The organism is Castellaniella denitrificans, from assembly GCF_027214045.1.
In the GTDB taxonomy this organism is placed as follows: Bacteria; Pseudomonadota; Gammaproteobacteria; order Burkholderiales; family Burkholderiaceae_B; genus Castellaniella; species Castellaniella denitrificans_A.
In genome coordinates this window covers 1-22172 of sequence record NZ_JAPWHE010000006.1, presented here as the reverse complement: position 1 = coordinate 22172, position 22172 = coordinate 1, and the positions used below count along the sequence as shown (strand labels likewise).

At 63.7% G+C, this 22172-nt stretch carries 22 protein-coding genes; 8 read left to right on the top strand and 14 right to left on the bottom strand.

Features of this window, described 5'->3' with window-relative positions:
- Positions 1 to 49: 49 nt before the first annotated feature.
- The 9 genes from O4H32_RS09600 to O4H32_RS09560 all read right to left on the bottom strand — a co-directional run bounded on the left by O4H32_RS09600 (position 50) and on the right by O4H32_RS09560 (position 9981).
- Complete coding sequence (locus O4H32_RS09600) at positions 50 to 700, bottom strand: LbetaH domain-containing protein (protein WP_269358632.1); 651 nt, start codon at positions 698 to 700, stop codon at positions 50 to 52.
- Positions 678 to 1553 (bottom strand): NAD-dependent epimerase/dehydratase family protein, encoded by an 876-nt coding sequence (locus O4H32_RS09595; protein WP_269358630.1) that lies wholly within the window; start codon positions 1551 to 1553, stop codon positions 678 to 680. The genes O4H32_RS09600 and O4H32_RS09595 overlap by 23 nt, the downstream gene beginning before the upstream one ends.
- Positions 1550 to 2623, bottom strand: coding sequence for an FkbM family methyltransferase (locus tag O4H32_RS09590; RefSeq protein ID WP_269358628.1), 1074 nt, complete (start codon positions 2621 to 2623; stop codon positions 1550 to 1552). The genes O4H32_RS09595 and O4H32_RS09590 overlap by 4 nt, the downstream gene beginning before the upstream one ends.
- A 56-nt stretch (positions 2624 to 2679) precedes the next feature.
- Complete coding sequence (locus tag O4H32_RS09585) at positions 2680 to 3906, bottom strand: class I SAM-dependent methyltransferase (protein ID WP_269358626.1); 1227 nt, start codon at positions 3904 to 3906, stop codon at positions 2680 to 2682.
- On the bottom strand, positions 3903 to 4469 hold the full coding sequence (locus O4H32_RS09580; RefSeq protein WP_269358624.1) for a dTDP-4-dehydrorhamnose 3,5-epimerase family protein: 567 nt from the start codon (positions 4467 to 4469) through the stop codon (positions 3903 to 3905). The genes O4H32_RS09585 and O4H32_RS09580 overlap by 4 nt, the downstream gene beginning before the upstream one ends.
- Entirely contained in the window at positions 4466 to 5551 is a 1086-nt protein-coding gene (gene rfbG, locus O4H32_RS09575; protein WP_269358915.1) for a CDP-glucose 4,6-dehydratase, read from the bottom strand. Before rfbG ends, O4H32_RS09580 begins: the two co-directional genes overlap by 4 nt.
- Complete coding sequence (gene rfbF / locus O4H32_RS09570; protein WP_269358622.1) at positions 5551 to 6324, bottom strand: glucose-1-phosphate cytidylyltransferase; 774 nt, start codon at positions 6322 to 6324, stop codon at positions 5551 to 5553. The genes rfbG and rfbF overlap by 1 nt, the downstream gene beginning before the upstream one ends.
- A 169-nt stretch (positions 6325 to 6493) precedes the next feature.
- Positions 6494 to 7084 (bottom strand): putative pterin-binding protein, encoded by a 591-nt coding sequence (locus tag O4H32_RS09565; protein ID WP_269358620.1) that lies wholly within the window; start codon positions 7082 to 7084, stop codon positions 6494 to 6496.
- Positions 7081 to 9981 carry an HD domain-containing phosphohydrolase gene (locus O4H32_RS09560; RefSeq protein WP_269358618.1) on the bottom strand — a complete coding sequence of 967 codons (2901 nt, stop codon included), beginning with the start codon at positions 9979 to 9981 and terminating at the stop codon, positions 7081 to 7083. The genes O4H32_RS09565 and O4H32_RS09560 overlap by 4 nt, the downstream gene beginning before the upstream one ends.
- Positions 9982 to 10145: 164 nt before the next feature.
- Between O4H32_RS09560 and O4H32_RS09555 the strand changes: the two genes are divergently transcribed.
- Positions 10146 to 11564 carry an MBL fold metallo-hydrolase RNA specificity domain-containing protein gene (locus O4H32_RS09555; RefSeq protein WP_269358616.1) on the top strand — a complete coding sequence of 473 codons (1419 nt, stop codon included), beginning with the start codon at positions 10146 to 10148 and terminating at the stop codon, positions 11562 to 11564.
- Positions 11561 to 12505, top strand: coding sequence for an LOG family protein (locus O4H32_RS09550; protein ID WP_269358614.1), 945 nt, complete (start codon positions 11561 to 11563; stop codon positions 12503 to 12505). The genes O4H32_RS09555 and O4H32_RS09550 overlap by 4 nt, the downstream gene beginning before the upstream one ends.
- On the opposite strand, the gene O4H32_RS09545 is transcribed toward O4H32_RS09550, so the two are convergent.
- Positions 12472 to 13290 (bottom strand): thioesterase family protein, encoded by an 819-nt coding sequence (locus O4H32_RS09545; protein ID WP_269358612.1) that lies wholly within the window; start codon positions 13288 to 13290, stop codon positions 12472 to 12474. The genes O4H32_RS09550 and O4H32_RS09545 overlap by 34 nt on opposite strands.
- Positions 13291 to 13366: 76 nt before the next feature.
- On the opposite strand from O4H32_RS09545, the gene dbpA reads away from it, so the two are divergent.
- The 6 genes from dbpA (at position 13367) to O4H32_RS09515 (ending at position 19354) form a co-directional block, all read left to right on the top strand.
- Entirely contained in the window at positions 13367 to 14755 is a 1389-nt protein-coding gene (gene dbpA, locus O4H32_RS09540) for an ATP-dependent RNA helicase DbpA (RefSeq protein ID WP_269358610.1), read from the top strand.
- Positions 14756 to 14783: 28 nt separating this feature from the next.
- A complete protein-coding gene (locus O4H32_RS09535; protein ID WP_269358609.1) occupies positions 14784 to 15101 on the top strand; it encodes a YnfA family protein in 318 nt (105 codons plus the stop codon).
- 121 nt (positions 15102 to 15222) lie between these two features.
- Positions 15223 to 16776, top strand: coding sequence for a cryptochrome/deoxyribodipyrimidine photo-lyase family protein (locus O4H32_RS09530; RefSeq protein ID WP_269358608.1), 1554 nt, complete (start codon positions 15223 to 15225; stop codon positions 16774 to 16776).
- Positions 16777 to 16809: 33 nt separating this feature from the next.
- Positions 16810 to 16968 carry a DUF2256 domain-containing protein gene (locus O4H32_RS09525; protein WP_269358606.1) on the top strand — a complete coding sequence of 53 codons (159 nt, stop codon included), beginning with the start codon at positions 16810 to 16812 and terminating at the stop codon, positions 16966 to 16968.
- A gap of 106 nt (positions 16969 to 17074) precedes the next feature.
- Entirely contained in the window at positions 17075 to 18631 is a 1557-nt protein-coding gene (locus tag O4H32_RS09520) for a cryptochrome/photolyase family protein (RefSeq protein ID WP_269358604.1), read from the top strand.
- Between the two features lie 24 nt (positions 18632 to 18655).
- Positions 18656 to 19354 carry an SDR family NAD(P)-dependent oxidoreductase gene (locus tag O4H32_RS09515; RefSeq protein ID WP_269358602.1) on the top strand — a complete coding sequence of 233 codons (699 nt, stop codon included), beginning with the start codon at positions 18656 to 18658 and terminating at the stop codon, positions 19352 to 19354.
- Between the two features lie 11 nt (positions 19355 to 19365).
- On the opposite strand, the gene O4H32_RS09510 is transcribed toward O4H32_RS09515, so the two are convergent.
- The 4 genes from O4H32_RS09510 to O4H32_RS09495 all read right to left on the bottom strand — a co-directional run bounded on the left by O4H32_RS09510 (position 19366) and on the right by O4H32_RS09495 (position 21991).
- Complete coding sequence (locus O4H32_RS09510) at positions 19366 to 20706, bottom strand: type II toxin-antitoxin system HipA family toxin (protein WP_269358600.1); 1341 nt, start codon at positions 20704 to 20706, stop codon at positions 19366 to 19368.
- Between the two features lies 1 nt (position 20707).
- The gene (locus O4H32_RS09505; RefSeq protein ID WP_269358598.1) at positions 20708 to 20977 is read right to left on the bottom strand and encodes a helix-turn-helix domain-containing protein; all 270 of its coding nucleotides are present in this window, start codon (positions 20975 to 20977) and stop codon (positions 20708 to 20710) included.
- 80 nt (positions 20978 to 21057) lie between these two features.
- Positions 21058 to 21600 carry a GNAT family N-acetyltransferase gene (locus O4H32_RS09500; protein ID WP_269358596.1) on the bottom strand — a complete coding sequence of 181 codons (543 nt, stop codon included), beginning with the start codon at positions 21598 to 21600 and terminating at the stop codon, positions 21058 to 21060.
- Positions 21587 to 21991 carry a hypothetical protein gene (locus O4H32_RS09495; RefSeq protein WP_269358594.1) on the bottom strand — a complete coding sequence of 135 codons (405 nt, stop codon included), beginning with the start codon at positions 21989 to 21991 and terminating at the stop codon, positions 21587 to 21589. Before O4H32_RS09495 ends, O4H32_RS09500 begins: the two co-directional genes overlap by 14 nt.
- Positions 21992 to 22172: the final 181 nt, after the last annotated feature.

The window sequence follows — 22172 nt, the reverse complement described above, 5'->3', positions numbered from 1 at the left end:
TTAATTTATAATTTAATGAATTAAATCTATAAAATCAGGCAGGCTTAATCTAATTAAAAAAATCTCTGAAAAAATCTCTTTTAACATCTTTAAACAAAATACGCCCATCAGATCCAGAAAAGACCAAGCAATCTCCCGGTGTATCTGTATTAATCACGCTGACGCCTTGAGCAATCACCGAACCGGATCTCACATGGCTGCGTCCAATGATCGCCGTGTTTGGATACATGATGACGCGATCCTCCAACACGGGCGCCACTCCATGGTTTTTCCCTACAGTCGAGTTTTGATACAGTACGAGATAGTTGCCATAGGACGCTTTGGCAAGCACGATCCCCACTGAGTGTCCAATAAAAAAGACCTCTGGCATCTCGATCTCGTAGAACAGGTCAATGCCATTAAGCGCCTTGTTCAGCAAGAACAATAGGGTACAGACGCTTCGCTCGCCGGTTTCCTTCCAAATCGTATTGGCCAAGTAGTATAAAAAAATGCAATACTGCGTCGAATGCAAGACATCAAATCGATCCGGCGCCCAGAGCTTGACTTCATTAATGCAACGATGCAATCGCTTCAATGCAACCGGCATACATCGAACCAACACAGTCAAATCGGGCATATCTGGCAGGGGAAACAACCGTTCTAACTGCGTCCGCACATACGCAACCATATGTTCTTGCTCAATATGAACCGTTTTCAGCATGTGTCAGACCTAACAAATAACGATAGATCCGGGCCTGCACAGGCTCCGGGCGCCATCCGAACTCATCGGCTAGACGCGTAATATCGGCCACAGGCCCTGGCTCTCCCTGTGCGTGCTGCAGAAAATGCAGTTGCTTCCCACTGACCTGATGGATATAGGCGGCCAACTCTGCGTTGCTGACATTGGCGCCAGAAGCAACGTTATATGTTGCTTGCCTACCCTGAACGGCAATATCAATCAACGCTCTTAGCACATCATCCAAATGAATATAATCTCGGACGTAATATGGTGAAGAATCAAGCTCAATTCTCGTAGTTGAGCTGCTGACCAGGCGCAACAGATCAGGCAAAAAACCTGTTGCCTCTTTGGTTTCCTGGTAAACACACGAGAGACGTGCGACGCGCGCCCGTCCGGCCCCCAGCGCATGGCACAGCGCCTCGCCTGCAAGTTTGCTCAGGTCATACAGATGCCGAGGATTGCTAGGTTGGACTGGTAATGACATTTCTTCCGTCGCCTGCCTCACGTGTCCAGCCAAGGCATCATATACTCGAGTAGAAGACAGGTAGACCAACGAGGTGTAGCGCGCCGATTGCAGCACCTGATTAAGCAGGCATATATGGGCATGGGCAGTATCTGCGGGCCGCTGCAAATAGTCTGCCGTCAACCCTGCACAATAGAACACATGCCCCAAGGCACGCTCGGCCTCCGGCCAAAGATGTTGACGCTCAGGCACCCAAACCGACCACCCTAAATGCGTCAAGCGGCTGTGGAGCGCTTGGCCGATAAATCCATGACCGCCTAGGATCGTTGCCTGTGGCGCAGAAGCCTCACAAGAGCGTCTCTGATCTTTCATTGCAATCCATCAAGAGGATGGTGCAGCTTAGGGTCCTTATGTACCAGTAGCTTGGGGCTTACGCCGGACACGATACGAAACAAAGCCGTCTCTATCACGGCACGGTCCTGCACTGCGAGCATGTTGAATCCATGCGGAGGACCTTCCAAATATACAGACCCGGCTGGAATCAATTCAATCAACTGATTCCCCATCTCACGATGGCTATTAAAGTCACGGATGGCATATAACGTATACCCCAAGCTGGTCAGTAACTCACAAATCGGCGTATGCAACAACCCAGAGGTCCAATCTACATATTCACGGTGAAGCTCGAACACGACCGCAGGGCGATCCCGTTTGAGCATATTCAAGGCACCCTTGAGTGCCCGATACTCTGCCCCCTCGATATCCAACATCAGCAAGCCCAACTGACGACCAGCCTGTTGGCAGTAATCATCTATCGTCGTTGTGGGGAAAGAATCCTCACCACCGTCCACCAGCACTGCATTGGCAAAGGAGTCGAAGCCGTCGAGCTTGAGAAGTTGGTTGGTCGCATCCCAGATACCCGTCCGATTAATGACCAAATTGGACAGCTGATTCAGAGCAACGTTCTTCTGCAGCATTTCCGCCTGAGCGGCGTTGGGCTCAAAACAATGCACCTGACGGCAGGATCCGACCAACTGACGACCCAGCAAGATGGCATGATCGCCAAAGTACGCCCCACCCACCAGCACATCCCCCTCGTTTTGCTGAGACAGGTATTTCAACAAACGTGTTGTTTGAGGTTCCCATACATGCGAGGGATGCTCTCGATCAGAGAGTAAAAAATCGCGAGCAATCTTCGTTCGATAGTAGAAACTGAACTTGGTCCCATCTTCCAGAGACTTCTCGTACTGATCGCTATCTGCGTGCAACGCGTCGATGATGGGACCCGTAATTTCATCTCGCACAGAGAGGGTACTGTCAAAATGCTGTTCAGCCGCCTTTAGCCACCGCACTAACTCGGCACGCAACATCTCGTTGCGTCCCAGTTGCAGCAAGGCTTGCTTCAAGCGCAACCCGCCATGGTCGCGAGGATCATTGCTCATAAGAAATATTCCTGATTTTCACTACAAAAAAGCAGAAAGGACCTAACTGCCTAACTTCAGTACACCAGGGCCAGTTTAGGCACCGCAACCACAAATTTTGTACCATAACTTTCCAAGTACCGATTCTGACTTCTGACCTCTGCCGCGATGTTCCACGGCAGGATCAGCACGTAGTCCGGCCGCCGCTCTGCCAGCGCCTGCGGCGCCAGGATCGGAATGTGGCTGCCCGGCAGGTACTTGCCCTGCTTGGCTGGTGCCGCATCGCACACGAACGGCAGCAGATCGGGTTTCACACCCGCGTAATTCAGCAAAGTATTGCCCTTGGCCGCGGCGCCATAGGCCGCCACGGTCTTGCCCAGGCGCTTTTGCTCCAGCAGGAAGCCCAGCAGCGCGTCCTTGATCCGGTCGGCGCGCGGCTGAAAGGCCTGGTAGGTGGCCAGCTCCAGCAGGCCGCACTCGGCCTCCAGACGCAGCACGCGCTCGACCTCGGGCCACTGCGCCATGGCTGCGGCCGCATGGCAGCCGTAGACCCGTACGCTGCCGCCGTGCGTGGGCAGTTCCTCGACGTCGTAGATCCGCAAGCCGGCCGCCTCGAAGATCCGTTGCACCGCATGCAGGGACAAGTACGAAAAGTGCTCGTGATAGACCGTGTCGAACTGATTGTTCTCGATCAGGCGCAGCAGGTGCGGAAACTCCAGCGTGATCGTGCCCTCGGGCTTGAGCGCCGCCGCCAGACCGCGCGTGAAATCGTTGATGTCGGGCACATGCGCGTAGACGTTGTTGCCCGCGATCAGGTCGGCCTGGCGTCCCTCGCCAGCCAGCCGGCGACCCAGCGCCTCGCCGAAGAATTCGCGCAGCACCGGCACGCCGATCGCCTCGGCCGCGGCCGCCGTGCCGGCCGTGGGCTCGATGCCCAGGCACGGGATGCCGGCCACGACGAAATTCTTCAGCAGGTAGCCATCGTTGGAGGCGACTTCGATCACGAAGCTGCCGGGCCCCAGGCCCAGGCGCCCGGTGATCGCCTGCGCGTAGCGCCGCGCATGCGCCAGCCACCCGGCCGAGGTGCTGGAAAAGTAGGCATAGTCGGGGCTGAACAACTCGTCGGCGCGCGCATAGTCCTCGGTCTGCACCAGCCAGCACCGGTCGCAGACGCGGATCTTCAGAGGAAACCAGATCTCGGGCCGGCTCAGGTCCTCCGCCTTCAGGTAGGCGTTGGAAGGTGGCGCAAAGCCCAGGTCCAGGAACGTATGGCGCAATGGCGCGCCGCAATGACGGCAATTCATGAATTCAAATCCAGTCCGGTGAATTCCGGGGTCACGCCGGGATGACGCTCGTCGCGCCCGGACCGCAGGGCGATCGGCAAGGGCCAATTGATGCCCAGGGCCGGATCGGTGGCCGACAAGCCCCCCTCGGCCTGGGCGGCATAAGGTGCGGAGTGCAGGTACAACAGCTCGCAATCGTCGGTGAGCGCCTGAAAGCCGTGCGCAAACCCCTGCGGGATCAGCAGGGCGCGGCCATTGTCGGCGGACAGCTCCACGGCGCGCCAGTGCAGGAACGTGGGCGATCCGGCCCGCAGGTCCAGGCCCACGTCCCACACCGCCCCGCGCAGGCAGGTGACGAGTTTCATCTCGGCATGCGGCGGGCGCTGGAAATGCAGGCCCCGCACCGTGCCCCGCGCCTGGGTCCAGGTGTGATTGATCTGGGCCACAGGCTTGTCCCAGCCCGCAGACGCCAGTTCCTCGGCGCAAAAGAGCCGCGACAGGAATCCCCGCTCATCGCCCAGGCGCTGGCGCTCGACGATGCGCAAACCCCCGATGCCCGTTTCGATGAGGGTGAAACGGCTCATGATCTCGCCGCCTCGAAGGCCTGGATCTCAGCCTCGCACAGCGCACGGGCGTGCGCGCCCTCGTGCTGGCGGCGATACCAGGCCATCGTCCTGTCGATCGAGGCCTCCAGTCCCCAGCGCGGTCGTACGCCCAACGCCACGCGCGCCCGGGCGGTCTCCAGGGCCAGCCAGCCGGCTTCGTGCGGTCCCTCGGTACCGTCGCCCCAGAGGACGTCTCCATGCCCATAGGCTTGCCGGGCCTGCTCGATCACCTGGCGCACCGTCGCGGCTTCGTGTGTATGCGGGCCAAAGTTGTAAGCGCCCGCCGACGCCGGCCGCGCATGCAGGGTCTCGGCCAGACGCAGATAGCCTCCGAGCGGCTCGAGCACATGCTGCCAGGGCCGGATCGCCTGCGGGCGCCGGATCGGCAAGGCCTTGCCCGCCTGCCAGCAGCGCACCGCGTCGGGAATCAGGCGCTCGGCCGCCCAATCGCCCCCACCAATGACATTGCCCGCCCGCGCCGAGGCCACCGCCACGCCCTGGGCACACAGCCAGGCGTCACGGTAGCTGGCAATCACCAGTTCGCTGGCCGCCTTGCTGGCGCTGTAAGGATCGTGCCCGCCCAGCGCATCGTCCTCGCGATAGGGCCAGGCCTGCTCCAGGTTGCGATAGACCTTGTCGGTGGTCACCACCACCGTGGCCCGCACGCTCTCCAGGCCGCGCAGCGCGTCGAGCACATGCGCCGTGCCCATGACGTTGGCGGCATAGGTCGCCAGTGGATCCTCGTAGCCAGCCCGCACCAGCGCCTGCGCGGCCAGGTGAAAGACGATCTCGGGCTCGGCCCGGCGAATCCGCTGGGCCACGGCCCGCGCATCGCGGATGTCGACGACATGGCTGTCGCACAGCTCGTCCATCCGCGCCAGGGCATACAGGTTCGGCTCACTGGCCGGCGGCAGCGCGATGCCCGTCACCCGCGCGCCCAACCGATGCAGCCACAGCGTCAGCCAGCCGCCCTTGAACCCCGTGTGACCGGTCAGCAGCACCCGCCGGCCCCGCCAGAATGCGGGATCTGGATTGACCGGAGCGGAACCTTCCGTGCGCATCACGCCCAGCTCTTCCACGGCGCCTGGCCCGACACCCACAGGTCTTCGAGCAGGTTTTTCTCCCGCAGGGTATCCATCGGCTGCCAGAAGCCATTGTGCTCAAACGCCATCAGTTGGCCGTCGCGCGCGAGCGACATCAGCGGCTCGCCTTCCCAACTGGTCTGATCGCTCTCGATCCGATCCAGGCACTTGGGTGAAAGCACGAAAAACCCGCCATTGATCAGCCCCCCGTCACCGCGAGGCTTTTCTGTAAATCCCGCCACCAGGTCGCCGTCGCGCCTGAGCGCGCCATAGCGACCCGGCGGCTGCACCGCCGTCACCGTCGCCAGGCGGCCATGCCGCTGGTGGAACCGGACCGAAGCGCCGATGTCCACGTCGCTGACGCCATCCCCATAGGTGAAGCAAAAAGCCTCTTCTTCCCGCACATAGTCGCGCACCCGCCTCAGGCGCCCGCCCGTGAGCGTGTCCTCGCCCGTATCGACCAGCGTCACCCGCCAGGGCTCGGCATGCCGCTGATGCACTTCCATGCGATTGGTGCTCATGTCGAAGGTCACGTCCGACATATGCAGAAAGTAATTGGCAAAATACTCCTTGATCACATAGCCCTTATAGCCGCAGCAGATCACGAAGTCCTGGATGCCGTGATGCGAATACATCTTCAGGATGTGCCACAGAATGGGCTTGCCTCCGATCTCCACCATCGGCTTGGGTTTCAGGTGCGTTTCCTCTGAAATCCGGGTGCCCAGCCCCCCGGCCAGGATGACTGCTTTCACAAGCGATTCCTTAGATGTTGCAATCAACTAGGTGTAATTGGAACTTTTGCTGTAGGCCCTGTCGCTGCTGACGTTCAATTCAGCACAGGATGCCCAGGAAAGTATACGAGACGCGAAAAGAAGATAATTCGAGGAATAGATGAGGAAAGAGGGAAATCAGAAGCACTACTTACGGCCCCTTCACCCTGAGCCCATCCAGCTGCCAGACCGACCAGTCGAAAGACCGCGGGAGCATCTCCGGCGGCAGCCGGTCGTAGGGGTACACCACGAACAGCGGCCCCTTGTCACGCGGCGACATGGGTTTGCCGTCCATGCGCAGCGCAATGATCACGTCGTAGGCCTCGACGTCCTCGAAGGGGATGTCGGCGGTGTAATCATTGACCGCGACCGCTTCGATGTGGGTGCCGCTGGCGCCGGCGGCGGCCAGCACATCGCGCAGCAAAGGTCCCCGGAACGTCACGGGGCGCAAATACCAGGGCGTGGTCACACGATAAGTGCGTTGCGGCAACGCCTCCAGCGCCCGCATGTCGAACCGGGTGCGCTGTCCGCGGCTTTCCACGGTCAGCACGGTGACGCCCGCAACCGCCGCTCGCGCGGCGGGCACCCTGATGTCCCGTGGACGGATGAAGGTCACGATGAGGACGGCCATAACAGCCAGCAGGCCCAGGTAGAACCCGCCGAGCAGCACGAGACGGCGTCCGTCCGTGCGGCGCCGGCGGCGCCCGGAGGTTTGTCCCCGGTGGCGCAGGAAAGGGATCATGCCGGGCCCTCCGGTTGCGCGGCGCGGGCCAGAGCCTCGACATCCACGGCGTCGATCTGTTCCGGACGCATGCAGGTCTGCGCATAGGTCTGCCACACCCGGCTGCGAATGAAGAACTGGAACAATTCAGGATCCAGATGGCCGCCTTTGCACATCGATACCATGATGCGCAACGATTCGGAGAGGGTCTTGGGCGCTTTGTAAGGGCGGTCGACCGCCGTCAGCGCCTCGAACACGTCGACCAACGCAATGATCCGCTCGGTGGTGCCGAGCTGCTCGGCGCGCAGGCGGCGCGGATAGCCGCCGCCGTCCATGCGCTCGTGGTGATTGGCGGCGATCTCGGGCACCCGCTCCAGATGGGGCGGCCACGGCAGGCGCTTGAGCATGATGTATGTCTGCACGATATGGTCGTTGATGGCGAAACGGTCTTCATCGGTCAAGGTACCGCGCCGGATGGCCAGATTGTGCAATTCGCCCATGTTGCGCCGGTGCGTGGGCAGGCGCATGTCGAACCCCCAGATGTTGCGCGGATCGCCGCGCTCGACGGCGGGCCGCCGCGCATCGTCCCAGGGGACGATGTGATGCGGCTGATCGGCCAGCAGCGGCTCGGCGACGGGCAATACGGGCGGCGTCGGGCGGCTGCCGGCCAGTCGGGCGCTTTCCTGCGCGTCCAGGCCCAGGGCATCGTCGAAATGCCGCATCCAGGTCTGGGCGCCGATGGCCCGCAACCGCTCGACGGCCTCGTCGGACAGGAACTCGCCGCCGATATTGCACGCGGCGACGAACTGGAGGTCTTCATGCAGTCGCGCCTGGCGCGCATCGCGGCGCGCCTCGGCGGCATGCCGATCTTCGCCGCGCAGACGGGCCAACAGGCAGTCGATCTCGGCATCCCGCCAAAGGGCCTCGAAGCGCATGCGGATTTCATGGATGCGGTTATAGAGGACCTCCAGCTTGGTCGCCTTGTCCATGATGTGCTCGGGGCTGGTGACTTTGCCGCAGTCATGCAGCCAGGCGGCCAGCCGGAAGGCCTCGCGCTCGCCTTCGTCCAGATGAAAATCCGCATAGGGGCCGCTGGCCTCGGCCTGCAGGCGATCGGCCAGCAGAATGGCCAGCTTCGGCACGCGTTCGCAATGCCCCCCCGTGTAAGGGCTCTTGGCATCGATGGCATCGGCCAGGATGTGAGTGATGGATTCGAGCAACTGGCGTTGCGCCTCGATAAGCCGGCGGGTCTCGATGGCGACGGCGAGCATGCCGGTCAGGCGTTCGGCAAAGCCCAGGAACGCGGGCGCCGAATGATCCCAATCCTCGTCGTGGACCAGCAGCAGAAGCCCCTGGGACTTTGTCTCGCGGCCCTGGAGCTTGAAGGCGATGCAGCGATGCCCGGGGGCCTGATTCCGGCCCTCCCGGGCGCCGGCCAGCGCCGCCTCGCCCTCGGCCGCGCTCATGGAATCCGGCAGCGCGCCCTGCGCTCCGAATGCGGCCGCGCGCGACAGACGGCTGCGCTCATTTTCAAACAGATAGACCGCGCCGCCCGCGCAGCGGGTGGCCTGGACGAATTTCTCGAGCACCTGGACCAGCATCGTTTCGATCCGCGGATCGGTGCCCAGCACGCGGCTGATCTCGAGCATCGATTCCATCGAGCCCGCAACCTTGTCCATTACGTCGTTGAGGGCTTCCACTTCGCGCAGCGCCGACGCGGACCGCTCTTTGCGGCGGCGGAAATTGAATCGCGCCAGTCGCAGCGACTGCGCCGCGATCCCTTCCAATGCATGACCCACGGCGCTGCCGACCTGCCAGCCCAGCGGCAGGATCAGCGCGATCAGCGCAAGCGATATCAGGATCATGCGCGCACGGCTGCGCACCAGTTCGCCCAGGAGTTCGTCGATGGGCGTGGCGGTCAGCAGCCGCATGTCCACGCCATCGATCCCGTCGAAGGGCAGGATCGCGCCCAGCCATTCCCGTCCGCCGGACTCGTAGGAAACGACCCGGCCGTCGGCGGCGGCCGGTGTCCGCCACAGACGCGTCAATGCGTCGATACCCAGGTCACCAAGCAGGCGGATGTCGAAGTCATCCGCCCCCCCCTTGCGCACCAGCAGCGCCCCCATGTCGCGATAACCGATCACCGCACCGCTTTTCTCCACCAGGGCCAGTTCGGCGCCGGGGGTCATGCGCAGGCCGTCCAGCGCCTCGCCCAGATCTTCCAGCGCCACGTCCACCGCCACGACGGCCCGTCCCGAATGCGACAGTCGCGAGAGCGTGATCCCCACCTGACGGGTCGAAAAGAAAACATAGGGCCGGGAGGTGACGGTGGATACCGTCTCCATCGCGCCGATGTACCAGGGCCGAACGCGCGGATCGAAACGGTAGTCGGGCATGGGGCGGCGCATCACGAGTTCGTGCCTGGCGTCATAAAACAGGTACAGCCCGTGAGGCTGGCCGTCATCGCCGTGCGTGACCGCCTGTACGAGATAGTTGGCCTGGGGCGGCGCCTGGAACTGTTCGCGGATATCGCGCCGGTCCAGGGCGCGCATCAGGAGGAAATCGCCGTTCTCATAGCCGACATGAATGGCCGATATCAGGGGATTGTCGGCCAGTTCGGCCGCCAGGACGCTGCGCCGGTCGAGCCGCTCGTCGAGCCGCCGGGCATCGACCACCGGATCGAACGCCAGGCTGCGCAAGGACAAGGAACCCGGTTCCACGAGGCGACGCGCCCGCCCGGCCACGATCTGGCCGGCGTCGCGCGCCATCATGGCGGCCATGTCCAGCATGATGGCGCGCGAGCCGTACCAGCTGAGCGTGATCAGCACCGCCGCGACAAGCGCCATGGCCGACACCGCCAGCCCCGCGATGACGAACCGGACAGGCCATGCGCGCTCCACGCGAGGGACTCGTGGCATCGATTTCCCCATTTTTTTTTCAATGTGTCGCCAGTATCCGCCTGTTCATGCCGGAACGCCATCCATGGCGCAAGGCGGCGATCGGTGTATTCTTTCTTTACCGTTGAAGCACTGTCGGTCGGATCTGGATACTTGTTCATTGCGCATGCCGGAGTGAATGCCTCATGAAACTCAGCTTTCTCGGCGCCGCCCGCGAAGTCACCGGCTCATGCTTTCTGGTGGAAACCGCGCACGTCCGTTTTCTCGTGGATTGCGGCATGATCCAGGGCGGCCGCGAGGCCGAGGCCAGGAACCGCAAACCCTTCGGGTTCGAACCCGCCGCCCTCGACTTCGTCCTGCTCACCCATGCCCATATCGACCACAGCGGACTGTTGCCCAAACTCGTGCACGCCGGTTTCCGGGGGCCGATCCACACGACCGAAGCGACGGCCGAACTGCTGGAAGTGATGCTGCCCGACAGCGCCCATATCCAGGAAACGGACAGCAGGCGCGAGGCCAGGCACGCCAGAGGGAAGCGTCCGATGCCGCCGCTCTACACCCTGGAGGACACGTGGGCATCCCTGAAACGTGTGCAGCGTGTCGGCTACGACCGGGAATTCTCGCCGCACACCCGGGTGCGCTGCCGGTTCCGCGATGCCGGGCACATCCTTGGCTCGGCCATCATCGAAGTGGTCGTCACGGAACACGGCCACGACACCCGTCTGGTCTTCAGCGGCGATCTGGGACAACCCGGACGCCCGATCCTGCGCGATCCCACACCGATCCAGGAAGCCGATATCCTGGTCATGGAATCCACCTATGGCGATCGCCTGCATCAGGATCAGGCGGCCACCGAGGACGAGATGATCGCCGTCATCGAAGAGACCCTGTTCAAGCGCGGCGGCAACGTCATCATGCCGGCGTTCGCGGTCGGCCGCACCCAGCAGGTGCTCTATCATCTGCACCGGTTCGTCTCCGAAGGCCGGCTGCGCCATCCCCAGATATTCGTCGACTCGCCGATGGCCACCGAAGTCACCCGCATCACCCGCCGCCACCTGGAGCTTTTCGACGAAGAAGCCCGGCGCCTGGCGGGCTGGCACGCGCGCGGCATCGACCTGCCTTACCTGCACTTCACCGCCAGCGTGGAGGAATCCATGGCGCTCAATCAGATCCGCTCCGGCGCCATCATCATCTCGGCCAGCGGCATGTGCGACGCGGGGCGCATCCGCCACCACCTGCGCCATAACCTGCCGCGGCCCGAATGCAGTGTGCTGATTTCCGGCTTCCAGGCCCAGGGCACGCTCGGCCGGCGCCTGGTCGACGGGGCACAACGGGTGCGCCTGTTCGGCGAGGACATCCCCGTGCGCGCACGGATCCATTCCATCGGCGGTCTTTCCGCCCACGCCGACCAGGCCGCCTTGCTGGACTGGGCAAGCCATTTCCTCCGGCCGCCGACCCGGACCTTCGTGGTGCACGGCGAACCGGAGGCGGCGCAAACATTGGCCGACAAGCTGCGCCAACGATTCGGCTGGCGGGTGGACATCCCGGAACAAGGCCAGGTGGCGGAATGGCCTGAAACGTCCCGTTCCGGGGCAATGAGATGAGCGACACGCCCTCCGGCAAGGCCTCTCCGCCGTCCGAAAACGGCCCGGAACCTCTGGCCGGCTGCCCCGGCGGACCGGCCATGAATCCGCCGCTGGATGAAGCCGGGCGGCTGCGCGCCATCCTGGCCTCACCCACGTATCGTCTCGCCTACGAAGACCCCGACCTGCTCAGCCAAGATGATCTGCGCCCGCTGCGTCTGCAGCTGGAACTGCTCAAACCGGAACGGATCCTGCGCGAACAGGGCGTGCATTCGACCCTGGTGGTGTTCGGCAGCTCGCGCGTACACGACGCCGCCAGCGCCCGCACCCGGCTCGCGGCGCTGGAACAGCAAGCGGACAGCGGCGATCCGCCATCAGGGCCAGTGCTGGCCCTGGCGCGCCGCCGCGTCGAGCAAGCCCGCCACTACGAAGAAGCGCGGCGTTTCGCCCAGTTGATCTCGACACGCTTCCAGCAGGAGAAACGGTGCGACTTCGTCGTCGTCACCGGAGGCGGACCGGGCATCATGGAGGCCGCCAACCGCGGCGCATACGATGCCGGCGCGCGCTCGATCGGATTGAACATCACCCTGCCGCACGAGCAGGTCCCGAACGCCTACATCACGCCCGAACTGGCCTTCCGCTTTCATTATTTCGCATTGCGCAAAATGCATTTCCTGATCCACGCGCGCGGTCTGGTCTCCTTTCCGGGCGGCTACGGCACGCTGGACGAACTGTTCGAAGTCCTGACCCTGATCCAGACCGGCAAGATGACCCCGATTCCCGTCGTGCTGGTCGGCCGCGCGTTCTGGCGCCGCGCGATCGATTTCGACTACCTGATCGAAGAAGGCTATATTGCGCCTGGGGATGTGGAACTGTTCGAATACGCCGATGATGCGGAAGAGATCATGACCGCGCTGGAGCGCTTTCCCTACCGGTCCCGCAGCCGCACGGTCAAGCTTTGAGCCGCCGTGCCGACAGGCCCCTGGCTGTCGCTCAGCACCGAAAAAGTCTCGCCCAGCCCGGTGGGGCCGAAACTGACGCGCGTGTCGAAGCCGACCCACCCGGCCTGGGGCTGGCGCGTGAAATGAATGGTCAGGTCCACATTGGCGAAAAACACCGCGTTCGGATCCGCGCGCACCGCCAGCCCGTTGGCGGTGTCGATGAGCTTGGCGAAGGCGGCGACGGGCGGATCGGTTTCACCCTCGACCAACGGATAAGCGGTCCGGATCCAGCTGCGCCCCCGGCCCGGCCGGGAATCGACGCTGCGGCGCGCCTGCAGCGAGCCGATGTATCCCCCGCCCCAGACCTCTGAAAACACCCAGGGCAGCATGGACTCGGGCGGCGGCAGCGGCGTCCATTCATCGCCCTGCTCCTGCGATGTGTCGCTGGCGAGCAGTCGCCAGATGCGGGCCTGGACGCTGACCTGGTCCCCATGGCGCATGCTGGCTTCGATCAATTCGATCGAGCGGCCCGGGCGCAGCATCCGCACATCGACGGTGAACGGCCCGGAATGGATGACCCCCAACACATCGAACGACACCCGGGACACCAGCTTGTCGCTGGGCAGGCGGCGTTCCGCTTCGGCCAGCACAAGCCCGGCGGCGACCGCCAGGTGCTGCTCGCCCGGTTGCCAGGCGCCCTGGGAATGCAGGGTGGACAGGAATCCGGTTTCCCCGCGACGCACGTAGTAAGCCTGCGGACAGGGGGCGCCGTCGTGGCCGAGGTGTTGATTGAGGGCGGTAGACATGCGCAAGAGTATAGCGTCGGAAAACGCATACACTGACGGTCGATCCATTCCTGCGCGTTTGTGCGCCCCCCTCATCGTGACCGATACGGCCTTTGCCACCCTGCCCCTCCTGCCCGTCCTGCAAGACAATCTGCACAGCCTGGGTTTCGAACGGATGACGCCCATCCAGGCGGAAAGCCTGCCGCTCATTCTCGAAGGCCGCGACCTGATCGCGCAGGCCAGAACCGGCAGCGGCAAGACCGCCGCGTTCGGCCTGGGCGTGCTGCAGCGCCTGGACGTCGATCGCCTGGCCCCGCAGGCCCTGGTAGTCTGCCCCACCCGGGAACTGGCGGACCAGGTCGCCCAGGAACTGCGCCGGCTGGCCCGCCTGATCCCCAATGTCAAGGTGCAGACACTGTGCGGTGGCGCCGCCACGCGTCCCCAGGCCGAATCGCTGGCCCGCGGCGTCCACCTGGCGGTGGGCACGCCCGGCCGCATCCAGGATCACCTGGCGCGCGGCAGCCTGGATCTGTCCGGGCTGCGCACGCTGGTGCTGGACGAGGCCGACCGCATGGTCGATATGGGGTTTTACGAGGACATCGTCGCGATCGCCTCGCACTGTCCGGACAAACGCCAGACCTTGCTGTTTTCGGCGACCTACCCGGACAACATCCGCAAGCTCAGCGCCCGCTTCCTGCGCAATCCGGTCGAAATCAGAATCGAAGTCGCCGATGAAACCAGCCGCATCGAACAGATCTTCTACGAAATCGACGAAGACGACCGGCTGAACGCCGTGGTCAGGCTGCTGGCCCACTACCGCCCGGTCTCCACGCTGGCGTTCTGCAATACCAAGATTCGCGGCTACGACCTGATCGAACGCCTGCGGGCCGAAGGCATCAGTGCCCAGGCGCTCAACGGCGATCTCGAACAACGCGAGCGCGACGAAATCCTGATCCAGTTCGCCAATCAGAGCTGCTCGGTCCTGGTCGCGACCGACGTGGCCGCACGCGGCCTGGACATCAAGAACCTGGACGCCGTGATCAACGTGGACGTGACGCGGGACACCGAGGTCCACGTGCACCGCATCGGCCGCAGCGGCCGGGGCGACCGGAAAGGCCTGGCGCTCAGTCTGTGTTCGCCGGAAGAAATGCGCTGGGCCGAACTGGTCGAGCGGTACCAGGGCGCCCCGTTGAAATGGGCCGACCTTGGTGCGCTGCGCCCCAAGTCCGACCGCCCGCTGAGCGCACCCATGATCACCTTGTGCATCCAGGGCGGCAAAAAAGACAAACTGCGCCCCGGCGATCTGGTGGGCGCCCTGACCGGCGACGGCGGCCTGGCCTTCGAGCAGGTCGGCAAGATCCACATCACTGAATACAACGCCTACGTGGCGTTGGACCGCCGGATCGCCAAGCAAGCGTTTGCGCGGCTATCCGGCAGCAATATCAAGGGGCGACGATTCCGCATGCGGTTTATGGAGACCCACTGAACCGGGCGCGCACAACACATCCGGCAACATGAAAACCCTTGGCCTCTATTTCATGACGGCATTGGCCGAAATCGTCGGCTGTTATCTGCCATGGCTCTGGCTCAAACACAATGGATCGGCGTGGCTGCTGATTCCCGCCGTCGCGAGCCTGGCGGCATTCGCGTGGCTGCTGACGCTGCACGATGCGGCATCCGGCCGCGTATACGCCGCATACGGCGGGGTGTACATCACCACGGCGATCCTGTGGCTATGGGCAGTGGACGGCATCCGCCCGACAAGCTGGGACCTGACGGGAGGCGCCGTGGCCTTGGCGGGCATGGGCATCATCGCCTTTCAGCCACGCTGAGAAACCTGACTGCGCCGTTCCGTCGGCGCCTTGGCTAGACAAAATAATTTTTGTACTAGACAATTAATTCACCGGACCTTTCCGTCAAGCATTCTCTGGCACCCACTGAATTCAACTGGCCATGGCCTACACCGTCGTCTGGTTCAAGCGCGACCTGCGGGTACACGACCATGCGCCCCTGCTGGACGCGGCCGCGCATGGGCCGGTATTGTGCCTGTACGTGCTTGAACCCAGCCTGTGGGCGCAGCCGGACAGCGCCCTGCGGCACTTCCAGTTTCTGCGTGAAAGCCTGCGCGACCTGGCACAGCAACTGCGCACATGCGGCGCGCCGCTCCAACTGGCCGTGGGCGAGGCGTCCGAGGTGCTGGCCAGGCTGCACGCGCTGCGGCCCTTCGCCCGTCTGGTGTCGCACGAGGAAACCGGCAACGGTGCCACCTATACCCGCGACCTCGCTGTTGCCCGCTGGTGCATCCGGCAAGGTGTGGAATGGCGGGAGTGGCCGCAACACGGCGTCGTGCGCCGCCTGCGTTCGCGCGATCGCTGGCACAGCCTGTGGCAGGCGCACATGCAGGCACCATGTCTGCCGGCGCCGCCGCCAGCCAGCCTGCAATCCGTTTCCCTGCCATGGCGCGACGCCTGGCCGGCGCCCGAGGCGGTGGGGCTGGCCGACAGGCACGATCCCCCCCTGCGCCAACGCGGCGGGCGAACGACAGGGATGCGGGTGCTGCACGATTTCCTGGAGGCACGCGGGGCTTCGTACCGGGGCGGCATTTCATCGCCGCTGACAGCGCCCGCCGCGTGCTCGCGCCTGTCGCCGTATCTGGCGTCGGGCAGCCTGGGAATGCGTGAAGTGGTACAGGCCACCCAACGGCAACAGAGACTGCTCAAAGCCATGGACGACCCGCAGGCACGACGCCTGCGCCAGGGCCTGACGGCCTTCATGAGCCGGATGCACTGGCACTGCCACTTCATCCAGAAGCTCGAATCCGAGCCCGGGCTGGAGTGGCGCAACCTGCACCGGGGCTACGACGGACTGCGCGAAGATGAATGGAACCCCGCCTACTTCGAAGCCCTGCAAGCGGGCCAGACCGGCTGGCCCATGGTGGACGCGTGCGTGGCCATGCTGCGCGAGACCGGCTGGATCAACTTCCGCATGCGCGCCATGCTGGTGTCAGTGGCCGCTTATCCGCTATGGCTGCATTGGCGCCCGGTCGGACTGTGGCTGGCGCGGCAGTTCCTGGACTACGAACCCGGCATCCACTGGAGCCAGATGCAAATGCAGGCTGGCACCACCGGCATCAACGCCCCCCGCGTCTACAACCCGGTCAAGCAGGCGCAGGATCATGACCCTAGGGGCCTGTTCGTGCGCCGCTGGGTGCCGGCGCTGCGGCGCGTGCCCGACGCCTGGCTGTTCGAACCCTGGCGCATGCCGCCCGATGTGCAAGCGCGCTACGGTGTGAACGTGGGGCGGGACATTCCGGCTCCCCTGGTCGACCTGACCAGCGCCACCAAAGCCGCCAAGGCGCGCATGCACGCGCTGCGCGCCCAAGAAACCGTGCGTGCGGCCAAGGCGGCGATCGTGGAAAAACACGGCTCGCGCCGTGGCGCCACTCCGCGCAATCGAACCAACCGACGCAAGGCATCGGCGCCCTTGCAAGGTTGCCTGGATCTGTAAACAGAAGCGCCTGGATTTTTTCAGTGGACTGGTGTGCGAAAAAGCGATCTCCCGACCAAGCTTTGTGCCTGTTGCGAGCGCCCGATGGCATGGCGTAAAAAATGGTCCAAGGTCTGGGACGAGGTCAAGTACTGCTCCGAGCGTTGCCGCCGTGAACGCGCCCGACCGCAACCCGGGGGACAGCGGACATGAGCACGGTGCTGCTCGGGTTGCGCAACGACCTGCGCCTGCACGACCGGTCCGCGCTGAGGGCCGACTGCGCGCCGGGCGGCGCCTATCGACGTCCGGGGAGCACGGCGTGAACGCCCCGGCCACACCCGCTCACGCCCACACCCTGCGCCTGGTCCTGGGCGACCAGCTCAACCCCCGCCACAGCTGGTTTTCCCAGACGGACGCGCAGGTGGTCCATGTGTTGATGGAGGTGCGCCAGGAGACCGATTATGTGCTGCACCACGCGCAGAAAATCCTCGCCATCTTCGCCGCCATGCGCGATTTCGCGCGTCACCTGCGCGCGGAAGGCCATCGCGTGCGTTATGTGACGCTGGATGACGTCGGCAACCGTCAGTCTATCGAAGGCAACCTGGCCGGACTGGCCGCTCAATACGGCGCCCGGCGCATCGAATGGCAGCAACCCGACGAGTGGCGGCTCGATGCCCAACTGCGGGCCTGGGGCGCCGCCCAGCCACTGGAATGGGCCGTGGTCGACAGTGAGCATTTTCTGACCCGGCGCGGCGACCTTGCCTCGCTGATGGGCCGGCGCAAGCAGTGGTTGATGGAGCACTTTTACCGCCACATGCGCCGCCGCTGGAAGCTGTTGCTCGACGCCGACGGCGCCCCGGCCGGCGGGCAGTGGAATTTTGACCGCGACAATCGCAAGCGCTGGCCCGGCACCCCTCCCGAGCCAGCGGACTGGCGCCCCCGGCATGATCATGGCGATCTGTGGGACATGGTCCGGCGCGAGGGGGTGCGCAGCTTTGGCGACCCGCAAGCCGTCGCGCTGCGCTGGCCTCTGAACCGCAGCGAAGCCCTGGACTGTCTGGACGCCTTCATCCACACGGCGCTGCCGCATTTTGGCGACTACGAAGATGCGCTGGCGGCCGAGGCGCCGCGCCTGTTCCATTCGCTGCTGTCGTTCGCGCTCAACCTGAAGATGCTGCACCCCCTGGAAGTGGTGCGGCGCGCCGAAGCCGCCTGGCGCGCCGGCCGGGCGCCGCTGGCCGCCGTGGAAGGCTTTGTGCGCCAGATCATCGGCTGGCGAGAATACATGCGCGGCATCTACTGGTCGCACATGCCCGGCTACGCGTCGCACAACGCGCTGGGCCATCACGCCCCGCTGCCGCGCTGGTTCTGGACCGGGGACACCCACATGCGCTGCCTGCGCCTGGCCATCACGCAGTCGCTGAGAACGGCGCATGCGCACCACATTCAGCGGCTGATGGTGATCGGCAATTTCGCGCTGCTCGCCGGACTGGAGCCGCAGGCGTTGCACCGCTGGTACCTGGGCATCTACATCGATGCCTTCGAATGGGTGGAACTGCCCAATACCCTTGGCATGAGCCAGCGCGCCGACGGCGGCGTGATTGCCACCAAGCCTTATGTCAGCAGCGCGGCCTACCTGCAGCGCATGGGCGACTACTGCCAGGGTTGCACCTACGATCCCAGACAAAAGACCGGCGCGCGCGCCTGCCCTTTCAACGCCCTGTACTGGGATTTTTTTGAGCGCCACGAGCCAGCGCTTGCCAGCAACCCGCGCCTGGCGCTGATGTACCGTCAACTGCGCAAAATGCCCGAGTCGCAGCGCGAAGCCCTGCGCGCACAGGCCGGACAGTTGCGCGAACGGCTGGACACCCTCTGACCCATGCGCCCCAATGGACACGACATGCACTCTTTCCCACCCGGCTATCGCGCGCTGGTTCTGGGCGCCTCCGGCGCCATTGGCGCCGCCCTCGCCGCCCAGCTTCGGGAAGACCCATGCTGCGGCAAAGTACTGGTGCTGGGACGCGCCAGCACGCCAGCGGTGGACTTCGACGCCCCGGCCAGCATTGCCGAGGCGGCGCACGCGTTGCGATCACAAGGCCCGTGGAACCTGCTGCTGCTTGCCACCGGCATGCTGCAAGGTCCCACGGGTACGCCCGAAAAACGCCTGGCCGACCTGGACCCGGAGCACATGGCGGCCAGCTTTGCCATCAACACCATCGGGCCGGCCCTGACGATGGCGCACTTCGCCCCCCAACTGGCGCGCGGCGAGCGCAGCGTGCTGGCCGTGCTTTCCGCCAAGGTCGGCAGCATTGGCGACAACCGCCTCGGCGGCTGGTACAGCTACCGCGCCTCCAAGGCGGCGCTGAACATGGTGGTGAAGACCGCAGCCATCGAACTGGCCCGTACCCATCCCCTGTCGGTGATCGCGGCACTGCACCCGGGCACCGTGGAGTCGGCCCTTTCGGCTCCGTTTCGGGGTGCAAAGGCCAAGCGGCCCGCCCGCGACGCCGCGCGCGACCTGTTGGCGGTGATCGACGGCTTGCAGCCTCAAGACAGCGGCGGCTTCTGGGCTTACGACGGCCAGCGCCTGCCCTGGTAGCCATCCGCTGATTACGGCGCCATCCCGTCCAGTGTCCGGGCCGCCTGCTCAAGCCCGCCCAGGATGGCATCGCGGACACGCGGTGAGAAGTCCTGAGGCAGATCGGCTTGCACCTCGGCAATGGCCGCCGGAGTCCGGGCAAGGATTTCCTCGATGACCGGCTCTGCCGTCGATGCATAGCCGACCTTCTGCACGGTGCTGTTGAAATGCCTTCGCTGAATCCCTTGGATCCCGTAGTGCCTGTTCTTGCCATGCAAGGCCATGGCCAGCTTGATGTCGTGAGGCGACCATTGGTTCGGGCCGCTGCCTAACACCGGATAGACTGACATCACGTCGTACAGCGGGGCCAGTCGGAACCGCCCGCGCGGCAAAAGCTGGATGCTGAAGTTCTTGGCATGGCCATCGGGCGCGTGCAATAACCAGAACAGCACCTGGGCCGCCATCAGCGTCTTCATGTCGGCCTCGGCATCCACGGATTGCCGCACCGTACTGAACAGCGCCTTGAGCCCCGGACCGCCCTCGCTCTCGTATTTACGCCATGGCGGACAACCCTCGACCTGGCAAAAGTCCTCCTGCGGCAGACGCATGAGCCACTGTCCATTGGGTGCGACGCGCCGGTCGAAGCGCTCCACCACCAGCACGCGCTGCCGGCCAAAGGTCGCGATGCGGGCGTCCGCCACGGGCAAGCCATAGGCTTTCAGCAGCCGCAAGCACAGCCATTCATTGTCGACGGACGTGCTGAAGTCCGCTCGCCGCCCGCCCATCAGGCCGAGCGGGAGCTTGAAGATATGGCTCGTCGGTGTGGCACCGCGCGGCGCGAGCCATTGCCCGCCCCACCAAAGGAAAGCCATCTTCTCCTGCGCACCGGCCAGCGAGATGCGGAAGTCCGCATCGGGGTCTCGGCCTCCAGCGAAGGCCTGCGGTGAAACGGCTTCGATCAGGTGCCGCTCGATATCCTCCTCGGTCAGGGGTACGCCTTCGACCCGGTCGAAGCCGGCGGGCACTTCGTCCTCCTCCAGGATCTGAACAGCGCCCACGCAATCGCGCCCGATGGCCTTCAGCAAATCGAACGGATCGGTGGAGCCCGTCCGGAATCGCTCGGCCACACGGCGGCGGATCGCGTCGCTGTCCGGCAACAGGTTGTCGAAATAATTGCCGACCTTCTCTCCCCTGACCGGCAAGTTCTGCAGATTGAAAGGCAACGACAAGGACAAAGGCCGGCCGATAGCGGCGGCAAGCCAATCCGCGTCATATTGCAGTTCCATTTCGCCGCGGGCCGGAATCGTCCATCGGCCCACACGCACGCCGTTGGCCCAGATGGACAGGCTGCGGCTGTGCGATCGGCGCCCCATGTCACCAATCCGGTGTCGACGTCGGCGTCGCTGACATTGCCGCGCCGCCCCGGGACCCCAAGGCCAGCTCCAGGCCCAGCGCCGCGCACCATGCAAGGAGTTGCTCCACACTCATCTCTTGGGCATTGAGTTCCAGATGAGAGACCCGTGACTGGCTCAGGCCGATATGACCGGCAAGGGCCGACTGGGTCCACCCCCGCGCCTTGCGCGCGGCCTGGAGCATCGCCCCCAGTTGGCCGGCGGTGACCAGCGGATGTGATGTCGAAGACATAGCGTTTACCTGAAATTCAGATAAATGCAATATATCTGTTAATCAGATATGCGTCAAATACCTGAAATTCGAGTAAAAGTTCAAGCGGCGCGCTGCGAATTGCTCCGCAGGCGGAACACCCGATGCGGACGAAGGACCGCATCGATACCGTCATCAGGATAGAGGTAGTCGTCTTCTGGATGGTGACAAAATCCCAGCCGTTCCGCCAACTTGGCCGACCGCAGATTGGGACGAGAAATGGCGGCAATCAGATCTTTCGGCGCGTGAGACGGCATCCCCGCCAGAATGGCCGTCATCGCCTCAAACGCATATCCCCGCCCCCAACAATCCGAGCGAAACCGCCACACGACTTCAGTCCCGGGAAACGTGGGAAGCCCTTGGCGGACAGGTTGCACGCCGGCAAGGCCCAGAAAATGTCCAGCGCGATCCGATATGTGGAATACACCGTATCCGTTACTCTGGAATTGGGTCCTGTAGCGTACCAACGCAGTTTCCGAGGCATCGGCCAAAGAAGACCCGCCCAGCCAGCGAGACACCCGGGGGTCGCGATTCAAGGCAAGCAGGTCGTCCAGATCCGGAACCTGCCATGGCCGAAGCGCCAGGCGCGAGCTAGCGATCGTCAAGACTTGCCTTGCGATACAGAGAACCTTGGCCGTTCTTTGCACGCGCCCAGATCTGCTCATCGGAAAGATCCGTCTGGATCAGCTCCACTGGAGCACCCCCATCATTGATCATGGCGACGAAATAACCATCGATGGGCTCATAAGGCCCAAGCAGAATTTCTTCCCCGTCTATGGCGGCCTTCAGGTTTTCCACCTTGAACGCGGGATGCGGTACGGTTCGTATCAATGGATGCAATGGAGAGTCCGGAGTAAACCGGTGCCATTGGATGCGGAATTTCCCTGGATTGTCGGTCGTGAACATCCCTGCCGCGGCGCTGAAGATCTCTCCCGGACGGACCTGCTCGGTCGGAATCCCCATATGGTGGAACTGATAGTGGATATTTGGCTTCATCACGTGACTGTTTGATCGATGCGGAACGTCATTCCCTGACGCGGGATCGCGCCCATTCTAATATTTTTCTGCCCTTTGATTGCGCCTGGATTTTTTGGAATGATTGTATTGACCCATCAGAACCTGCACAGATCAGGCGGCTAATGCAAATGCCTCAGCCGGGGTTTTCATCTTCAGCGCC